An 18271-nucleotide genomic window follows, 5' to 3' on the forward strand; every position below is an offset into this window, starting at 1 on the left:
TTATACACCTTCCATTCTCCATCTTTTTTCATCCCTCCCATGGTAACCAGCATATGAATATGGGGATTGAAATTAATGCGAGAGCCAAACGTATGTAAACCAGCAATAATGCCGGGTACCACTTTACATTTCTTTTTGAACCATTCCTGTATGAGTTTCACTGCTTCATCCATGAAAGGTTTCAGCATCTCACGATGCTAAAAAAAGATATTTCTCAATCCTTCATCTATCGTAAAAATCACATGTCGGTGGCTTACTTGAAGCATATCTTCCGCCATGAGGCGCCCCCACTCTTCAGTTTCTCCATTAGAGCAACTCGTACAGAATCTCCCCTTACAACGGAAGGCTATCTTTCGGACATCATGGCACCCTTCGCATACAAAGAGTTTAAAGCCGTTCTCATATGTACCACATGTCCGAAATTTATCGACTTCTTTTATCACATTGGCACGCACGCGGTTTCCGTGCTTTTCAACAAATCGGTCCCAATGCTGATGCTCAACGAAAAAGATATACTTCAAAATATTGATCTCCATTTTTTCATTTTACAATGAATGCAAAGAGAAAGGGACCTATCGGTCCCCACCCCAAGTCACTTTATCACTTTAAAGTGACATATAGTTTCTTATACGATAAAAAAGCTATAAATACCCTTTTGAAATCAAGGATACTAAACCTTTTTTCTGTGACATTTTAAATTGAAATCATATGATAACTTAAGATGAAAAGTGTGACAAAATTGAATAAAATCGATACGACGAGTGTCGGATTACCTTTCCAATAACTGCTCTATAGTTAAACTTTTAGCTAGAATCCGTAGAAGGTCAACATTCAATGCCCATGCCGAGCGCACATAAAAACATCCAATCTTGATTAAGACTGGATGTTTTGTAAGTTTGAAGCATAACTTTGCCGTTTTGATTTTGAAGCATAACCTTGCCAAAACGGCAAGGTTATGCTTCAAGTAACAATGAGTTGAGAGCTAAGGATTTTTGATTCATTCCTGAAAATTGAGCATTCTATCGCATCCAACCCATCCTGAAATATATGAATTCCATACCGCACTTCCTTCCGCGTTTCTTAAGCAAAAGTTAATACCAGGTCTAGTGAACATTGAAGCACCTATAGTCTGTCTACTATAATGCCGATCTGCGAGTGCAACACACGCCTTATCTCCTTTATGAGTCTCAAGCCAATGACCATGTGCCAGCTCTTCAAAATGAATCGCATATTGTGTCATGTTCGATTGCCTGCAATTTCTAAGAAAATTAAAAGCTCGATGTCTTTTGTATCAGGAAGCTCCCCATCCACAACCAAAACACCATTTTTAGCACCTTCTAGTAAAAGCCTACCGCCAACCAAGTCCTCATTGAATAAAAGACAGTGAACGGCAGAAGTTTGATTATTCCCATTGGTATCAATGGCTTTTAAGCCGCTCTCTACATCGTAATTTAGTGAAGCAAATTCCACGCCCGCATCCACAACCACGTTAAAATCAACTTTCGAATTCGTAACCTTGATTAACTTAACATCGTTGCCTAATTTTATTTGTATAAACTTTTTCAATGTTTCCATCGACACAGATTCTATCATTTTTCTCTCCTCCATCATGGTCTTTTCAGTTTTATTACCTTCTTATTCCATTATGTTCAATTGTATATATGTAGTCAAAAAACACAAAGTAGACGAACTTCTCCATATAGGAAAAACAAAAACAGCCTATCGGTGTAGTTAACCGCGGCTGCTTTGACTGTCCCAGCTTATTGAGAACCCTTATTGCTATACCAATATTCAAAAATAATTATTATGTAAGCCAGATGCATGCCTATTTTCAAGAGATAGAACAAGGTATCAATTCAAATTCTAAATGGATATCAAATGGTATTTCCTTGTATTCAAGATATAAAACATAGGAGGGATTTTTCTCCTTGTAGTAAATAGAACACTTTACTGCTTTATGAATATGAATCCATACTTGATTTTCCAATCCGATGCTTAATTCTTGTTCACTCTCGTAAAGAAGCTCGAAAAACGAGAAGGTCTGTTTTTCCTCTAATCCTTCTTTCCAAACTTTGATGAACGTAATGGTAGTATCCTCTTGTAGTATCGGACGTAATATGTTATGCAATCTAGGTATGGAAGGATGAATAGCTTCTTCTATGATAGGCTTCACCTGTGTTTGAAAAGCCAGCAGAGCGATTTCATTAGCAGCACGTTCAAGGCTGTCTCTATCCTCATACAAACCAGCAATCCACTTTTCTTCGTGGTCTAAATGAATATCATTCCTGTGTGGCTCCATTAAAATCCGATGGATTTGATCACGAACTTTATAAGATGATTTAATCACTGACTCATCGTAAGGGATAATCTCTCCTTCATACGGATAAATATTACCGTTGAAATCACGATGAATTGAATATTCCTGAAATGTATCTTCGGTTTTCCATATACACAAGTCAGGATTAGGTCCTTTTTTTCCGCCCCAGCCAGGCATAGGAGGCCTTAGCACCGAGCGAATGCGTACCATTGCCCAAAATACCCGTTTTGACCGAATCCATTTTTGCTCTTCTTCGGCCGGTTCTACTAACTCTACTAATTCTGCCACGTATGCACCATTGTCATAAGCCTCATACATTACAAGTTTATTCATATGCTTCTTGGCTTCTGTTCGGTTCATAATCATCCCCCCTTACCATTACCTATTATTCCTAATTTTCAAGAAGAGTAGACTTTCTCCTGCTATGAAATAAAAAACAGGGATACTTTTTATGTATCCCCATCGAAACTTTTTTGTATTTAATTTATTATACTCTCCATCTAATAATGGCGGTTGAACTTTCCTTCTTTAAACTCACGTATCCAACGGTAAACAATTATACTGCTTAAGTGATATTGTCTAGCAATCTCACTTTTGCAACTTGATTTAATCGCCTCCTTCGCTACTTTGGTTTTAAATTCGAGGGGATAGTACTTTTTCATGTCCAATCCTCCTTCATTATTCAACCGGTTATTTACGTTTGGCTTCACTTTGAAGCTGTTTTAGGGACTCTTTTCTCATTACATCTTGATTTTTTATCTTCTGATTTTCTGCTTGCTGAATGATTCCTGGTTGGGCAACCGTTTGTTGAATGGTTGCGTATAATTTCCCATTCTTATCCCTCAAACCGCCATCCTTATATTGCCATAAATCACCTTTTTTACCGGTTATATAAACAATATCCTTTTTCATGTCATATGAAACAACTGAAATGTCTATATCCTGTGTAGGAAGCAGCTGCAAGCCGGTTGAGAAGGTATACTTATATATTTCGTTTTCCTGGTCATTTTTGGCATGAATTTAGAAAAACTCAAGATAAGGAGAGAAAAACACTTCTTGTGCCTGTCTTTTGGTCCCTTCCCACTCGTGCACCATGAGCGGCACTTTATGCTCCAATTGAAACAAATATAATTCCTGCTTATTTTCTTTTTCTATCACGTATAGCAGAGTGTTGGACTCACCAAGCCACTCCATATATTTCACTTTACCATCAGCCTGTCTCAGTAAGGTACCGTTACCATCTTGAACGACCAGCTCCTCTTCTTTATCGGATGCCAGTCTAATATAAGCAATAGCGGTATGATTGGGCGTGAGTTTATATTGAATAGCATCTTTAGGGATAGAGACTTTTTTAACAGGTGCAGCAGTAGGCTTTGGAAGAACCTTTCCCTCTGCATGTACAATATTGCCCCGTTGTACGTCTGGTGGTTTGAGAAAGTCATCAAGTTGTTGTAACCCTACAAATTGGATTACAGTGACACCTAAAACGACACTCGCCCAAAATGAAGTTCTCTTTTTGAATGGTTTTTTAATCGGCATGGTCTATACTCCTATCCACGATAAACGCGGTTGCAACATACCGTTCTCCAAGCGGATTAGATGGTGGTACGAGAAATTCATTTTTATAATAAAGCTCCGTGCTATAACCCCCATCGAGATTGGCCGCAATTACCGCCCCGTTATCCAGCATGATTTTTTGGCAATCAAGTAAGGACGCACCGACACCATTTTTCCCTCTTCCGGATATGGCGAGAAGCAGAATAGCTCCATCTTTTCTTTGCCCGATAACGGATCGGGGGGCTACTCCCCAGGAACCGTCACGATCAGTTAAATAAGGCGTTCCATCTTTTACTAGCTGAGGACCGAATGAGATAGCTTCCTTTACTTTCAGCGTCATTAAGTCCTGGTATGAATACTTTCCAACGATAAGCGCCCCCGCGTCGGTTAGCCCAATCACAGGCTGCTTTCCATCCGTACTACCCGTAATGTATTTTCCGTGTGAAATGGTTATACCCATAGGGATTCCACCTGTGCCTTTTCCTTTCACATCGTAGAACCCCCCAGCATTCAAGCCAGCTACAGCACTATCTTCTTTAACCATTTGACTTACTGTTTGTCCTACATTATTGATATGCTTTGTCACAGTAATGTGCAGGCGCTTTGGGTCTTTAACAACAAGTAAACTTCCATTATATTTTTTTGTTGAAAGAGGGATGACTTGGATTCCGTTATCGTGAACGGCGGAGAAATTATTGATTTTCATACTTCCTTCACTGACCTTATCCATTGTGACTGGTTTGTACTTTGCCAGAGCAGCCGGAGTATAGAAATATTCAGCGTACCAGGGGTGGCGACTGGTGAGAACGGCCCCTATTACGGTGCTTCTCACATTTTCATATGGTCCATATAGAACAAGTGCAACCGATGAAATAAATACATAGATGAAAAATATTAAACCTGAACCTACTTTTCGCCAGTATCTCTTGATAGTCCTAAGCAAAAAGGGTGCTGCTTTTTGCAATTTACAACTCTCCTTTTCTATGTTGTTTTTCTCTTATATTTGTCGGAATTTTTTTGGTAAATTTTAGAACAATGAGCCTGATATATGATTTTAAGCAAGGCTATCGCCCTATTTTTGTGTCCATTTTTAAAAAAAATGACGAAAATTGTCGATAATAATAATAGCTGGTATAAAATGATTACAGTTAGATGGAATGCGACGAGAATCCCATGCACCTTTCTGCCACCTTTTTACGTCATAAATATGAAGCATTCGCTAGCTTAACTTTTGGTTTACACAGAAAGGAGTTATTCTAAAAATGAACTTAGTAGAACAAACATCCACTGTAACGATTGATGATGGTGAAGAAAAAAAATCTGCTGTTTACAACAAAGTACACATCGAAAATGAAGATGAAATTGTAATTACTTACACATTTGTCGGGGAACTATCAGCTCCAAGTTTATAAAAGACCAATGGACCATAACATGGTCATCATAACAAGGCTTACTGCTGCTAAATCTAGTAATCCAAATGACAAAGAAATTAATATGCGTTTAAAAAACGTTTTTATTTAGATTTTGCATTTGTTTTAAATCCTCCCCTTTAACGTTTAATACATGAAATAACATTAAAAAAACCACACAAAGCGTCTAAAAAGACGTTTGTGTGGTTCTTCCACGCGGCAACAAGATGAAAATTTCAGGCGTTTATTCAAGATATTTTCATATTAACATGCCATTTCCAGATATTCAAGGTTAGGTAGACATTTACCCAGAATAATATTTGAACACAGCGCCGAACCCCCAAGTGTTAGTTTTGTCATGTATAAAAAATAGGAAATAAATAGCAACCAACGATAAAAAGCCACGAGTATCGCGACTGCGTGGCTTTTTAAGCATTTTTTTGAATTTAAACTGGACTATTTTTTGGTTTTAATTGAACTTTTCTGATTCATAGAGAGCATTTTCATAGAATCAAAAACCACCTTTTTAATATTGTGGAATAGGAAGTGAGCTTGTTAAAAGCCTCGTATCTGAATAAGTAGCAAGGAAATGCTGATTAAAGATTCGAGCTGCTTCACCGACGATTGTATACCCTTGAAGTTGGTTCGTTAACCTGGCCTTTTCATATAGGAATATAGCTCTCTGTACGGAATCCGGATAACTTTCTAAGTGTTCGAGCGCTCTATCAAGATACATTTCTTCTTGTGCTGGATCTTTCAAAAAATCTTTAGCTATACGTGCATACATCGCATAAATTTGAGCCCATAAAAGATCGTCCTTTAGGTTTCTATCTTGGGCGATGGAATATGATAATAGCACAAAACGTCTGCATGTGTTGTAATCTTTTTCTACGTAGGCAATTTGAGATAACTTAATTAATGTATCAATGTTCTGTTTTTCGAAATCACTGATTTCCCTTGTTGAATTACTTAAAGCCTGTATATTTGAGTTTAATTCATTTGCAATTTTTTGTCCGACATTCACAAGGAAATCCGCGATGGACGAATTCTCTTTTCTATAGATGTAATATTGACAATAAAGTACCTTTGTCCAATTTAAAATATCATTTGTCCTAAAAAATGCTTCGGCTAAATCTTCCAGTGTTTTTTTGATATTTCTCGAATACATTCCTGCTTGAATTTCAATAATGGAACTAAGCAAAGTATAGAGGTTTAATGACTCTGGTTCACAATATCGAATGGCTTGATATATACATTCTCTAGCGTATTGAAAATTATTTAAATAGCAATGAAAAAGAGCTGCATTATAGTATGTAATCGCACGTTCTCTTTTGAATTCTGCATTTACATTTAATAAATAATCTATGGTTTGCTCAGATATTTCAGCAGCATCAGCGACTTTCAAATTTTTATAAGAAATGTAAGCTAAAGCATTATAAGCTCTAATTTTAATTTCCTGATCAAAAAAGGATATAGTTTTTTCATTGATAATCTGATTCAGATATGTAGTCGCGTCATTATATTGTTCTTGGTGAATGTGAAATTGCGCCCAGGCAAAAAGAAAATATAGTTTCATACTTGGGGTACTTGCGATATCCGTTCGAGCTTCTTCTAAACTGGTTTTAGCCGCATGAAATAACCCTGTTTGAATATTAAACAAAGCAGTCACAATATTTGATTTTATTTTTTCTATATCAGGTTCTTCCGGTAATATTTCTTTTTTATCAATGCCTAATCGTATGCAAATCTGCTCTAAATCTTTGTCATCCAAGTTAGATGTTCCTCTTTCGATTCCACTATATTTACCCGAGGAGAACAAACCGTCCCATACATCTTTTTGTGTTAGTCCTTTTTTCTTTCGTATATCTCGAATTCGTCGTCCTATCTCTGCTTGATTAATAGTAATATCCACATTTTTACCCCTTTGAACCCAATTCTACGATGATATTCTACATATATGGCTTCAATTATTCATAACAACCTATATATAGTTGATTAATCTAGTAGGTGTGTTTTTATTTTACACCGTATCATAAATAGTATGTGTGTTTTTATTTTACATTGTATAACAAAGATTGGACTACAGATAGACTTTAATTTCAACAATTTTTACCATTATAATTTATAAATATGAAAATTCGATGAGGAACCGTTGAGAATACGAAAAAAAATCAAAAATTAAAAAAAGATCCCTTAACAATAAGTTAAGGGATCTACTTAATTTATAAATAGCGACTTCCACCCAATTCGATATGCTTATAAAGTCTGACTACATCTTCATCAGCCAATCTACATTCTATGCGAGCCTGTGTCTTAGCAAACGCATGAATGTTGCTACCTACTCGGTGGTAAATCCGATCCCCCTCCTCATTGACTAGCTTACGCATTGGAAGGTTCGCACTTACGGCACCCTCTAACAAAATTGATAATGTAGCAAGTTCAATTGAGGCTTCCTGTCTTGTCATATTAAGGAATGTAATTCTTTCCGCTTCTTTCGTTAAACCTGTAGACTCAATTAATTTTTGTGTTTCCGGGTATTTTGAAAAATCAAATGTATTCATGTTTCTTTTTCCTCCCCTTCTGATACGATTTATATATTTCAGTATGAGGGATTACAAACTACTTTTGCAAAAAATCAGAAGCGGAGATTTTATTTCACAACCACATGTTTCTTGATATGATTCACTACCCTTTCAATTTCCTTATCACTGACAAAAGCAGATTGAAGCCTTATCATCGGCTGCGTATTCGAGACATATAGCATGTCACCCTGCCCAAGCAATTCATTGGCACCCCTGGCATCAATAATCGTGACTGAATCAGCTGAGGAGGATACAGAGAAGGCAACGCGTGTGGGCAAGTTAGCCTTAATCGTCGGTGATAACACGGCTTTTGTCGGGCGTTGTGTAGCTACAATGAGATGGATACCACCCGCCCTTCCCAACTGAGCTAGACGCTGGATAGAATGCTCGGTTTCTGCTGCGGATACCATTAACAAATCTGCCAGCTCGTCTAATACAATGACAAAATACGGGATAGCATCATCAGGATGAAGGGCATTATAAGTCCCAATATTTCTTACTCCTGCTTTGGCAAGAATTTCATAACGATGTTCCATCTCTTGTTCCGCTTTTTTTAACATGACAGCTGCACGACGCGGATCGGTGACAATCGGTGTGATAAGATGGGGCAGTCCTTCATAACTGGATAGCTCCACTTTCTTAGGATCTACCATGAGCATTTTCATCTGTTCTGGCGAATTACTATACAGAAGAGATACGATAATGCTATTAACGAACACGCTCTTCCCGCTGCCGGTACTACCTGCGACCAGAACGTGAGGCATCTGTGCTAAATTGGCGAAAACAGGATTTCCCATGACATCAAGCCCCATTGGGAAAAAAAGCTCTTTTCTTTTGGCTAGATATTCCCGATTTTCAAGCATCGAACGCAATTGTACCGTTTGCGGTTCTTTATTTGGTATCTCTATCCCTACTGTTCGCCTTCCAGGGATAGGGACGCGAAGAGACAACTGACGGGCTTCCAATATCATCATTAAATGGCTCTCTAGTCCGTTGTACTTTTTAATATTAAAGCCCGGTTCCGGAAGAATCTCGTACCTCGTAATACGTGGCCCACGGGTCACATCAACGACCTTACCAGGTACTTTCAACATCTGTAATTCCTTCTCAATCAAACGGAACGTAGCTTTTGAAACATCTTCATTAATGACTTCTGGTAGTGGCTTATCGAGTAAGGAAAGAGGTAACAGGAGATTAGACAGTTTAGGAAATCTCCATGTCAGTTTACCGTTCTCCTCCATTTGTAATACGGCATCAAAAGTAGAGTCTTTGTCTTTTGATTTAAAGCCTTGTTTTAGTTTTGTTTGTCCTTCGGACAGGAGTAAGCGCACATCATCTTCCGTAATCTGAACACCGAGTAACGACTTGCTTATCCAAAAATTACAGGATGGATAACCGCTACATCCATAGAGCTTTTTCTTATCCACTACCTCATTATTGCAGGAAGGACATAGCCCCAAAGGCTTTTTATCCTCTGCCACTTCCTGTCCAACGGTTTGATTTGAATTAGCTTCCGATGACTCTAATGTTACCGCATTTTCTTGAATGCTATTTTTCGGCTTAGCCAGTGGTGAGCTTTCTACCGGTTTTGTACTGTTGTTTTGATTCTTATTTTCTTGGTTGTTTTCTTGTTGGGGCCCTTTATCTTTATCCTTTTTAGATTTCAAATCTACCGGTCGATATATCGGAATCCCATCTTTATTAGCAATGGCCTTATGAACAATTTCATGGATAAATACGGCAAGCTCTTCTAAGAACTGTTCCCGTGTAAATTCCCCCTTTTCAATCTCCTCAAGCTTTTGTTCCCAGCGTGCGGTCAGTTCAACAGATGCCAGGGGAGAATCATGGAGAACTTGTATTAAAAACCGTCCTTTATCAGTTAGGAATACCGTATTAGATTCAATCTTAATGTATTTTCTATCGCAGATGGATTGGATTAAACTAGCAAATGTAGCGGGCGTACCTAAACTGGTTGCCCTCATTATTTTTTCATAATCCCCATCGTTTTCTTCTGTATTCTCCCCGGTCAACTGAATGGAACCCGCTTGTTTCATGAGACGAATGAGATCCGCTTCAATATAACGAGGCTTTGCTTTTGTCATGCAATCTTTCTTTTCTGTATCACTAACAATTCCACTCTCATTTACTGAAACAACCGGCAAAAATACACTTTCATTTTCATCCTTTTCGTCAGATGAATAGAGGGCTTTCCATCCTTCGGATACCACCTGGCGCCCTGTTGACTTAAATGTGAATTGTCCCTCAACGAGCGTAACAATCTTTGTATCTTTATAGAGGGCATTCGGGTAGTAGGCTGCCAATACACGACGAACGATTAAGTCATAAATTTTCCGCTGGTCAGGAGGTAATTTGTCTATGTCAGGATAAACTTCGGTCATTAACAAGGCATAGTGATCGCCTATTTTAGAGGCGTCCGTATATCGCGAATCTTTGCTAATATCCCTTAATGACTCAGGGACGAAAGAAGCGTATTCCACAGTGGAACGGAGCCCTTCTACGATAGAAGGAAGCATAGCCGCTTCGTGTTCGGAAATGTGTACATAGTCAGTTCGAGGATAGGAAATATACCCAGCTAAGTACAGCTGCTCTAAGGCTTCAAGTATAGCATGGGAAGATAGTTTATACCTTTTATTAGCCTCTTGTTGAATGGAAGCAAGGCAATAGAATTGTGGAGGCTTATAGGCCTTTTCTTCTTCCAGAACATTCGAAACTACCGCTTGTTTACCTTTTAAAAACGTGGCAAATCTTGCTGCCATTTCTTTGTTATCGATCCGATCCACATCACCCTGGAACCATTTCCCACGGTATGCCTTGTTATTTATATTGAAATCTAAATAAACCTCATAATAAGGAGTGGATACATGATTTTCCATTTCCATTTCCCTTTGATAGATTAGATTGACGAGAGGGGTCTGACAGCGGCCGATGCTGAAAACTTCCCCTTTGCCTTCCGTTTTTTCACCAATAAGAAGAGTATAAAGCCGGCTTGCCGTCATACCTATAATCCAATCACTTGACGAACGAGCGACACCGCACTCATAAAGCCCTTGTCTAGCTGTACCAGGCAATAAGTTTTGGAAGGCTTTAGTTACAGCATCTTTGGTTAAAGAACTGGTCCACAAGCGCTCTACGGGCTTCTTATTGCCTGCCAGCATGAGTATCCACCTTGCTATAAGCTCCCCTTCACGACCCGGGTCTGAACCTATAATAATACCTGTTACACGCGGATTGCGAATCAATTTCTTAAGCTCATGGAATCGTTTGCTTTTGCTTTTTGTGACCTTATATTTCATCGGTTTAGGAAGAATCGGTAATGTCTCAAGCTTCCATGCTTTGTACGCTTCACTATGCTCTTCCGGTGTAGCAATACCAATAAGATGCCCCTGCGCCCATGAAATAAAGAGTCCGGACGGTGCAACCGGGCAAGGCGGCACCTCGAAGTAATCGCCTTTATCCTGTACTCCTTGAAAGGCAGCGGCGTATTTAACGGCCTGATCTTTCTTCTCACTCAGCACCAATTTACACATGTTATACGGCTTCCTCCTTCTTTAATTCTTACTAGTTCCTGTTAACAACTTCTTAATTTCCTCTGAATTGATTCGTTTTGAACGAATAATGACTTTTGATTCACACTCTATTTCGCCCAATTGATGTAGGAATTTTAACGTTTCCTCCATTTCTCCGCTAGATTCAAGGATGATAATATCTGGATTCAAATGTTGTATTTGTAGAAATGCTTCCGCTTCCTTTCCTTTTTCAAGCAAGATGATATGAAAACCCTCGTTTAAGGATTTTGAAATAAGCACTTTCATGTCACACGCATTATCTACGCGAATGGATATCATCCTTACCTCCAATTAGAATGGAAAAAGGGAAGCCACCCTCCTCCACGCCGCAACCCAACAGTCCTGTTGGGTCGGCGTGTTCGAAGGTACTTCCCTCTTTCTGGAATATAGCGGTCTATACTTCAAATTTTATTAATTTTTTATAGGGAGTACAATACGTCTGAACCAATCTGTTTAAATAAACAATTTGGTCAACCCTCTTGACTTTTCCTCTCCTTTATCTTCCTGCCCATTTTTCTACCCCTGCTTAACTAATCTAAACAAGCGAAGAGGCCGGAACCGAAGTGCCGACCTCCCATTGTAAATTAAAAAGGTAGTGGCGGTAACGGAATGGCTTTAGCAGCCGCCGCTTCTGCCGGTAGTGTTATTGTGGTGGCGTTATATCCGCTTACGGATAAATTTTGATTCACACTCAGTTTTTTGAAATAGCGACTATCCTTTGGCACAAGACTTATAGTAAAATTCGTTCCTTTTGTTAGGAACGTTTTCGGATCAATGGTTAATTTTCCGTTAAGGACAATGCTTCCAGATACGGTCTTGAACACAGAGAGAATATCCTTTGGCACACCAACACTTTCAAGCATTTTAATTGCATCTACGGAAGAAATAGCACCGCTATAGGTAAATTCTCCGTTTCCTTTATAGACCAGGGATAGAGTCTTAAGAAGGTTAGGTTGAAGGAACATCGGTGAATTCCTTAAGGATTCTACAACGACATTGTTACCCGCTTGTTTTTGTACCCAAGAGTATTTACCAGGAACAAGAGGAAGCTTAATATACTGCTTGTTGTTCATATAATAGTTTTCAATGGACACAGGCTCTTTTATTTGCTTTCCATTCGAGTAATTGACAGCTACCTTCGTATACATGTTGCCAGGAGCTTGAAAAGCAGTCTGGAATGTTCCTTTTGTATTATTAACGGCCCCTTTGATTTTTGAGAAAGCAGTCGAAAATAAACCGGTAGAGGTGGTCGGCGCATCAAGTGTAACGGAAAATTGACCATTTGCCCGCATAGATTTAACCGACTGTACTTTAACTACATTCTTTTGCAATTGGTTTACTATTGTTGATTTAGACAGCGAAGCTAATTGAATCGGTTTTGTCATTTCAGTCTTTTGTTCAGCTGCCATTGCCATTGTTGGACTTAATAAGAGGCAAGCACTTAATAACGAAGTCATCATTTTATGTTTCAATTGATTCACCATCCATATTTTTGTAAGTACCTCAATTATAAGGTTAGGCGTTGAACTGAACAAAAAAATCTTAGATATTTTTAATAGAGAAAAATCATGGAAAAGACAACCCCATGCTCTTAGACCGATTTATGCTTGAGAATAAAATTTAACGATTAAATCATCTACTTTTTGACTAATGATTAGAACATCAGGATGTAACAAGTTTTTTTTATTTTTAAGAAACGTTTCGATTAACAGATTCTTCATTCCCTCTATTTGAGAGGTATTTACCATGCTCATATCGCTCCGCTTTCCTTTTGATAAAGTGTGTGATAAAAGGGATTGTATTTGCAGATCATTGCCATGCAGCTACATTATAACCAGTGCGGGTCACATAACCCTCATGCTGATAAATCCCTATTTTCTTCTTCATTGCTTCTGCTTCAAGTTTTTTTAATTCAGGCAGCATTTTAGCATCAGGGAACGTAAAAGCTACCCGAGCAAGACCCTTCTTCACTAGCTCTTCCTCAAGTGTGGTTCCGTTGACATGTATGTAAGCCAATAGGCGTCCATATTTGTCTTTCTCGTTTTTACCGTCGAACTCGAGTTCAACCTTTTTTCCATCGAGTAATTTATGCGTAAAAGCACTGCTCTCTTTACCTAATGGCTGGGGGGTAGGAGCCTTTTTAGAAGGCTGGCTTTCAGGTGAGTCAATAAGAAGAGCGCGAATTGTCTGTGTCCCGCGCCCCTCTACTCTTGCCTTAATGGTGTCGCCATCCACCGCTTTTAAAACGGTGGCGGATACATGCCCTCCACTTGCATAGCCGTACTCTTTACCAACCGCTCCGGATATAATTCCTACTGCCTGGTCAACTTGTGCATCTGCATTGAGTATTTTATCAACTTGCTCGACCTTACCTTTTAAGTCCGTACCGGCAACTGCATCTACAATACCAGCAGCTCTTGATACTTTATCCGTTGCTTCTACTTGAGATACCGCACCAGGAGGAGTATTTTCTACTGTACCAGGCGCATATTCCTTTGGTTGATTACAACCGCTGAGAAGAAGAACCGTTGCTATGACTCCAAAAAACCTTATCTTTTTCATTTCTACCCTCCTAAGTGCGTACCTTTCTTATTTTGTGAGCAGACCGACAACAATCATAATGGCCGCTGCTGCCATTATCATATATTGAATTCGTTTCTTATCTTTCGGCTTATTCGGTTTGCCAGCTTCCCCACGTTGATCCTTATGGAACTCCTTCATCAAACTGCTGAATTTGTTTTTCATAATAAAAACCCTCCTAAAAGATTTAAAAATTGACCAGATAACGAGAAAAACAAAAAAGGCAGAAGCTCCGCGCGGGCATAACTAAATAAGACTAGTTATGTCCGGCAGTGCTTCTGCCTGTGTTTTCCGTATTTGGTTATTCTCCGAATAGATTAGCATAGAAACAATCTTAATGCAATAGTCCTATTTCGTTAGTTTTCATTCTAGTTAAGATAAGAAATACAAAAGAGTAACCTCCATTTTACAAAGTTAGATAGGATGCCTTAATTCTTTGCTAGTCCTTCGATGATTTTATAAATAACAGGCAATTGTCCTTCCTTATCCTCAAAATCTACTTTAGCTGCATGCGTTTGGATGGCATTCAGCATCATATCCGCCATCACTTGCGGTAATTGTATGAGTGCATGATGTTGACCTTTATAATATTCAGGAATCGAAACAGGACCACTTGAAAACTTCTCAACATCGGATAAGCTTGCTAGGATTTGATGCGGCATTTGATTACCAGGGCTAAGGTAAAACAGCAAATGAGGAACCTTTCTAATCAGTTTTCCCATGAACCGTCGAACCTGTGAAATTTCATACAGTTCCTCGGGTACATCATTCCATCCATCTATCGATAGCATTATGGACGAAAAACCTTTATCTTCCCTCTTGTCCATCTCAGCTAATTCTTTTAGGAGCCTATCAAATTTGTTATGTATGACTTCAGCTTTTTGAAGTTGAAACAACAGAATATCCGTACCTTCCATCATAATTCTACCCCGATTAAACTGCCACTCCTGACTCATACCGACCCTCCTGTGCATTGGCACCAGTTCATTATAATTTCAGAACCGTTCGTTAATTTTATAATAGCATATCCAAAAACAGTATGTTGTAAACTTTTGCTAGATAAGCCAGTCAAGAGGACAAGAAAAAAGCCTGCGAATTAACTGCTTTTTCGCGGGCTTTCTCGTTTCTTTTTTTGGCTATGAGGAATACCATATTGAAATTATCTATTTTATAGAATGTATTCAAGGAGTGAAAATATTGCTAGTGCAGTTGGGACTAGGCACCAATTGTTTTCCATAATCATAAAACATTAATTCCAATACCCGATAGATTATTTGATGATATTACCGAACGGAACTTTTTTTTTCGCATAAAGAGCAACCTTCCTTAAATTGGAGGTTAACTGGAACCACAGGAGATTCATAACCGATAGGCGGCTTTCCATCGTGGTCAGTCATTAAGATTCCTGTAAAGGTTAACGATTTCGGTTTGCCGGTAGCGCCTTTAAACAGAACAGGAAAGGTTGATTCTAACTGTTTTTCATCCAGCCATGATACTAGCGGCTGCTCATAAATTCCTTTGTCTGTTTTTAATACTGCTTTTGCTGTTTTGGCAAGTTCAGTTTGATACATTTCAGATTTTTGAAGCTGTTTCGCATGAAAGGTAAGGGCGATCCCATCCTTTTTCTGCCCCGCTTTTATAGAATCAATAAGAAAGACTTCATTTTGATAGCGTGCGTTCAATGACGAAGTGGGTCCGTCTGAGGTTGCCTTTTGGACATTTTGTAATTGCGGAAGTCCCAGGCTAGCTTGAGAGGATTGCCCCCCTACCGCTTGACTACCGATGACTAGTGCAAGCGCAGCCACAGCTCCGTAAATTAATCGTTCCATTACCAAATGACCCCCTTAGATATCTGATTTAGAGCTGTATGAGATAGAAGAGAAGCTTCCCCATCCCATTCAACATAACGATAGCCTTGCTCCACATAATGTTTCTCTTTTTCATCCAATCGATAATGATAATCTTCATTTCTCATACCCGCAACTTCTACAACGGTATAAGGAGTTGTATCAAGCAACATCATGTCTGGACGTGCATCAAGGAAATACTGAGTCAGGTTTCCTACGAGTGGTTTTTCAAACTTACGGTCAGTCAGAAGTAAATGAGCAATCATTTGTTCCTCATAAGAAGATTCAACCGGAATCATGCTTTGCTCTTCGGCCGGCACAAAGATTAATTCTTTATCCACTAACTTGCCCGTTTTCCCATCAAAATCCCGCCAGAGAACCCAGTAGCCAAAGTCAGTATCAACCCGAGTAGTTGTTGCGTTTTTGAAAATGGATTCAAAAACAGTCAGATTACACACGAAAGATTTATCATCGAGGGATAACAAGGGAATGGTCATGATATTTTTACTTCCCTCTTTGTAGTAAGGCACATATTCACTGTTACGGTTACTTCCCCATCCGATGACAAGCTGGTGCTTTCTAAAATCATATTTACGGACCGATGCGGTCTTTTTCAGCACTCCATCTACCTTTGCGTGTGTACGAGCCAGGAACAGGGAGTCCTTTATCCATTTGCCATTGATTTTGGTACGCGTTCCTGCTTTATAAAGCCTGCCTCCAATGTTCCTCAGTTCACCAGGATTAAACCTATTAATGTTCATTTCTTGTAGAAGGGTGGAAAAGAGTATACGCAGACTGGCTTGACCTTTTGTCCCTTGTGAGCCGGTGTTGGTTCGGGTAGATAGGGAAATCACCCTGCGTTCTTCAATGGATGGCAGTTCATCCTTCTTCTTTTTTTGCGGGGCTGCTTCTTTTAAGGTACAAGAAATCACATCTTCATCATCAATAATGATCCCTTTTTTTCTAAGCATCCCTTTATAACCTTCATCCCCGGAGTTATAACGACAGGAGAAGGAATGTAGAATATCCTTTTTTCGATTAGAAGCATTATTGGCGATAAAGTATGTCCTGGATTCCTTCTTGTATTTCACATGAAGGATCGGAGCAATTCCTACTCCTTCTTGGCATAAGCAGATAATTCGGGCCTTTTTTTGATGCCAGGCTGCCAGAAGCTCGACCAGCTCTTTTTCACTCTTTTTATCAAAGTCGTCAAATACCTCATGCTTGACCATGAATCTTGCCTCTTTGATTTGTGCAGTGTCAGTCACATAAAATCCCTCCTCAACGCAAAAAGAGGAATCACCACTAAGGAACCTGTAAATAGGCTCTTAGAGGTGCTTCCTCCGCGTTTTCGATATCAAGTTTGTTATTTAGATTCTACTATATTTTGTTAACAGATTCAACGATTCCCTCATTTTTAATGGTAGAAAGTACATGGCTGTCTAGATTATCGGTATCAATCGTTTGATTAAATTGAAAGGAGATCACTAATTCTTCATCTGTCTCCCTGATTTCTTTCTTGTACTCACTTAGAGAAGCTTCATTTGTTTGTGTATAGATGTAACTGCTTTTCATCTTAGTCCCTCCCATAATTTTGAGTTAGTTATACGTGAATGAATTCAATGATAGTTGGTCAATTTCTATGGAAATGATTTTACAGATATCTACCCTCTTCTATAATTTTACAGAGAAAGAGAGGAAGATTCAAAAAATCAAGGAAGTAAAATAAGCTTATGTACTATGACCATTTTACTGCGATGCAATTTCATCACAAGCGCAAAATTTGCACCATACTGGTAATAAATACCTAAATTTTTCTTTTTAAGCAATAAAAAAGACCAGTTTAATAGACTGGCCGGTTGCACTACTCGCTCCTAGTCATCCAAGTGCCCAGATACAGATGACTATTCATCGCTTCCTTCATATGCGACTTTAGAATTACAATCACTCACACTAAACAATTTAAAAACATTATATAGGATAAAATAGACTATATGCAATGGGAAGATGTTTATTGACTGAATTTTTTTTAAAATATTTTCTGAAATCTTACGATAAATGTTTCGTTGACTTATAGCATTCTTCTTAAAATACCAAAAATGAAGAGAGGACCGGCTAAGCCTAAAACCCACATCATAGATGTAAACAACATATTTAAAGCATCTGGCACGACAGACATATCCTTTTCGGTATTCTGCTGGACCGGTGAAAGGTTTGAATTCGTTGCCATTAATTGTTCTACTTGCGGGAGCAATTTCCCACAATCCTGATCCCCTGCTAATAAATCATCCACATCACAATCGCTTCCATCATCATTTACATATAAGACACGATTTTCATATGTACCATCCGAGGCATCGGTTAAAATGCTCGTCAATAACGCTGTTGATAT

General features: G+C 38.8%; 20 protein-coding genes, 1 pseudogene and 1 riboswitch. Of the genes and pseudogenes, 1 reads left to right on the plus strand and 20 read right to left on the minus strand.

Translation table 11 applies throughout. The annotated features are described in order from the left end of the window. The 7 genes and pseudogenes from MBEAL2_RS34380 to MBEAL2_RS17960 all read right to left on the minus strand — a co-directional run. Positions 1–536 (minus strand): annotated as a pseudogene (locus MBEAL2_RS34380) (IS91 family transposase); the annotation flags it as partial. Between the two features lie 700 nt (positions 537–1236). After that, positions 1237–1593, minus strand: coding sequence for a hypothetical protein (locus tag MBEAL2_RS17940; protein WP_047153650.1), 357 nt, complete (start codon positions 1591–1593; stop codon positions 1237–1239). Between the two features lie 238 nt (positions 1594–1831). After that, a complete protein-coding gene (locus MBEAL2_RS17945) occupies positions 1832–2677 on the minus strand; it encodes a hypothetical protein (protein ID WP_047153651.1) in 846 nt (281 codons plus the stop codon). Between the two features lie 140 nt (positions 2678–2817). After that, entirely contained in the window at positions 2818–2979 is a 162-nt protein-coding gene (locus MBEAL2_RS31860) for a helix-turn-helix domain-containing protein (protein ID WP_161798233.1), read from the minus strand. A 28-nt stretch (positions 2980–3007) separates the two neighbouring features. Beyond that, positions 3008–3229, minus strand: coding sequence for a hypothetical protein (locus MBEAL2_RS17950; protein WP_152667835.1), 222 nt, complete (start codon positions 3227–3229; stop codon positions 3008–3010). 108 nt (positions 3230–3337) lie between these two features. After that, a complete protein-coding gene (locus tag MBEAL2_RS17955; protein ID WP_047153653.1) occupies positions 3338–3856 on the minus strand; it encodes a hypothetical protein in 519 nt (172 codons plus the stop codon). Further along, a complete protein-coding gene (locus MBEAL2_RS17960; protein ID WP_052947806.1) occupies positions 3846–4838 on the minus strand; it encodes a phosphodiester glycosidase family protein in 993 nt (330 codons plus the stop codon). Before MBEAL2_RS17960 ends, MBEAL2_RS17955 begins: the two co-directional genes overlap by 11 nt. Positions 4839–5136: 298 nt before the next feature. Here MBEAL2_RS17960 and MBEAL2_RS31865 point away from each other — a divergent pair, with 298 nt between their 5' ends. Then, positions 5137–5286, plus strand: a complete 150-nt coding sequence (locus MBEAL2_RS31865; RefSeq protein WP_161798234.1) for a hypothetical protein — start codon at positions 5137–5139, stop codon at positions 5284–5286. 523 nt (positions 5287–5809) lie between these two features. Here the strand turns inward: MBEAL2_RS31865 and MBEAL2_RS17970 are convergent. The 13 genes from MBEAL2_RS17970 to MBEAL2_RS31190 all read right to left on the minus strand — a co-directional run bounded on the left by MBEAL2_RS17970 (position 5810) and on the right by MBEAL2_RS31190 (position 18172). After that, positions 5810–7195, minus strand: a complete 1386-nt coding sequence (locus tag MBEAL2_RS17970) for a helix-turn-helix domain-containing protein (RefSeq protein WP_082130011.1) — start codon at positions 7193–7195, stop codon at positions 5810–5812. A gap of 310 nt (positions 7196–7505) precedes the next feature. Further along, positions 7506–7844, minus strand: coding sequence for a hypothetical protein (locus MBEAL2_RS17975; RefSeq protein WP_047153656.1), 339 nt, complete (start codon positions 7842–7844; stop codon positions 7506–7508). 89 nt (positions 7845–7933) lie between these two features. Beyond that, on the minus strand, positions 7934–11413 hold the full coding sequence (locus tag MBEAL2_RS29445) for a DNA translocase FtsK (protein WP_052947807.1): 3480 nt from the start codon (positions 11411–11413) through the stop codon (positions 7934–7936). A 21-nt stretch (positions 11414–11434) separates the two neighbouring features. After that, positions 11435–11731 (minus strand): hypothetical protein, encoded by a 297-nt coding sequence (locus tag MBEAL2_RS17985; RefSeq protein WP_047153657.1) that lies wholly within the window; start codon positions 11729–11731, stop codon positions 11435–11437. 305 nt (positions 11732–12036) lie between these two features. Beyond that, positions 12037–12924: a hypothetical protein gene (locus MBEAL2_RS17990; RefSeq protein WP_047153658.1), complete on the minus strand. Its 888-nt coding sequence runs from the start codon at positions 12922–12924 to the stop codon at positions 12037–12039. A gap of 129 nt (positions 12925–13053) precedes the next feature. Further along, positions 13054–13206 carry an aspartyl-phosphate phosphatase Spo0E family protein gene (locus MBEAL2_RS34015; protein ID WP_082130012.1) on the minus strand — a complete coding sequence of 51 codons (153 nt, stop codon included), beginning with the start codon at positions 13204–13206 and terminating at the stop codon, positions 13054–13056. Between the two features lie 55 nt (positions 13207–13261). Then, a complete protein-coding gene (locus MBEAL2_RS29450; protein WP_052947808.1) occupies positions 13262–14014 on the minus strand; it encodes a thermonuclease family protein in 753 nt (250 codons plus the stop codon). Positions 14015–14041: 27 nt separating this feature from the next. After that, positions 14042–14197 carry a hypothetical protein gene (locus MBEAL2_RS31870; protein WP_161798235.1) on the minus strand — a complete coding sequence of 52 codons (156 nt, stop codon included), beginning with the start codon at positions 14195–14197 and terminating at the stop codon, positions 14042–14044. A gap of 263 nt (positions 14198–14460) precedes the next feature. Next, positions 14461–14988 (minus strand): hypothetical protein, encoded by a 528-nt coding sequence (locus MBEAL2_RS18000; RefSeq protein WP_052947809.1) that lies wholly within the window; start codon positions 14986–14988, stop codon positions 14461–14463. A 327-nt stretch (positions 14989–15315) separates the two neighbouring features. Continuing rightward, positions 15316–15861 (minus strand): hypothetical protein, encoded by a 546-nt coding sequence (locus MBEAL2_RS18005; RefSeq protein ID WP_047153659.1) that lies wholly within the window; start codon positions 15859–15861, stop codon positions 15316–15318. After that, complete coding sequence (locus MBEAL2_RS18010) at positions 15861–17147, minus strand: DUF1173 family protein (RefSeq protein ID WP_047153660.1); 1287 nt, start codon at positions 17145–17147, stop codon at positions 15861–15863. The genes MBEAL2_RS18005 and MBEAL2_RS18010 overlap by 1 nt, the downstream gene beginning before the upstream one ends. A 112-nt stretch (positions 17148–17259) precedes the next feature. Next, positions 17260–17454 carry a hypothetical protein gene (locus MBEAL2_RS18015; protein ID WP_047153661.1) on the minus strand — a complete coding sequence of 65 codons (195 nt, stop codon included), beginning with the start codon at positions 17452–17454 and terminating at the stop codon, positions 17260–17262. A 269-nt stretch (positions 17455–17723) separates the two neighbouring features. Further along, positions 17724–17806, minus strand: a riboswitch (cyclic di-GMP riboswitch). A 144-nt stretch (positions 17807–17950) separates the two neighbouring features. After that, positions 17951–18172, minus strand: a complete 222-nt coding sequence (locus MBEAL2_RS31190; RefSeq protein WP_152667836.1) for a hypothetical protein — start codon at positions 18170–18172, stop codon at positions 17951–17953. Between the last annotated feature and the right edge of the window lie 99 nt (positions 18173–18271).

The sequence above is a fragment of the Aneurinibacillus tyrosinisolvens genome (genome assembly GCF_001015055.1).
Taxonomy (GTDB): Bacteria; Bacillota; Bacilli; order Aneurinibacillales; family Aneurinibacillaceae; genus Aneurinibacillus_A; species Aneurinibacillus_A tyrosinisolvens.

Bases quoted from the DNA above. Each gene is read 5' to 3' on its own strand.
- MBEAL2_RS17940 (WP_047153650.1), bottom strand. From the start codon at position 1,593: ATGATAGAATCTGTGTCGATGGAAACATTGAAAAAGTTTATACAAATA.
- MBEAL2_RS17945 (WP_047153651.1), bottom strand. From the start codon at position 2,677: ATGAACCGAACAGAAGCCAAGAAGCATATGAATAAACTTGTAATGTAT.
- MBEAL2_RS31860 (WP_161798233.1), bottom strand. From the start codon at position 2,979: ATGAAAAAGTACTATCCCCTCGAATTTAAAACCAAAGTAGCGAAGGAG.
- MBEAL2_RS17950 (WP_152667835.1), bottom strand. From the start codon at position 3,229: ATGAAAAAGGATATTGTTTATATAACCGGTAAAAAAGGTGATTTATGG.
- MBEAL2_RS17955 (WP_047153653.1), bottom strand. From the start codon at position 3,856: ATGCCGATTAAAAAACCATTCAAAAAGAGAACTTCATTTTGGGCGAGT.
- MBEAL2_RS31865 (WP_161798234.1), top strand. From the start codon at position 5,137: ATGAACTTAGTAGAACAAACATCCACTGTAACGATTGATGATGGTGAA.
- MBEAL2_RS17975 (WP_047153656.1), bottom strand. From the start codon at position 7,844: ATGAATACATTTGATTTTTCAAAATACCCGGAAACACAAAAATTAATT.
- MBEAL2_RS29445 (WP_052947807.1), bottom strand. From the start codon at position 11,413: ATGTGTAAATTGGTGCTGAGTGAGAAGAAAGATCAGGCCGTTAAATAC.
- MBEAL2_RS17985 (WP_047153657.1), bottom strand. From the start codon at position 11,731: ATGATATCCATTCGCGTAGATAATGCGTGTGACATGAAAGTGCTTATT.
- MBEAL2_RS34015 (WP_082130012.1), bottom strand. From the start codon at position 13,206: ATGAGCATGGTAAATACCTCTCAAATAGAGGGAATGAAGAATCTGTTA.
- MBEAL2_RS29450 (WP_052947808.1), bottom strand. From the start codon at position 14,014: ATGAAAAAGATAAGGTTTTTTGGAGTCATAGCAACGGTTCTTCTTCTC.
- MBEAL2_RS31870 (WP_161798235.1), bottom strand. From the start codon at position 14,197: ATGAAAAACAAATTCAGCAGTTTGATGAAGGAGTTCCATAAGGATCAA.
- MBEAL2_RS18000 (WP_052947809.1), bottom strand. From the start codon at position 14,988: ATGAGTCAGGAGTGGCAGTTTAATCGGGGTAGAATTATGATGGAAGGT.
- MBEAL2_RS18005 (WP_047153659.1), bottom strand. From the start codon at position 15,861: ATGGAACGATTAATTTACGGAGCTGTGGCTGCGCTTGCACTAGTCATC.
- MBEAL2_RS18015 (WP_047153661.1), bottom strand. From the start codon at position 17,454: ATGAAAAGCAGTTACATCTATACACAAACAAATGAAGCTTCTCTAAGT.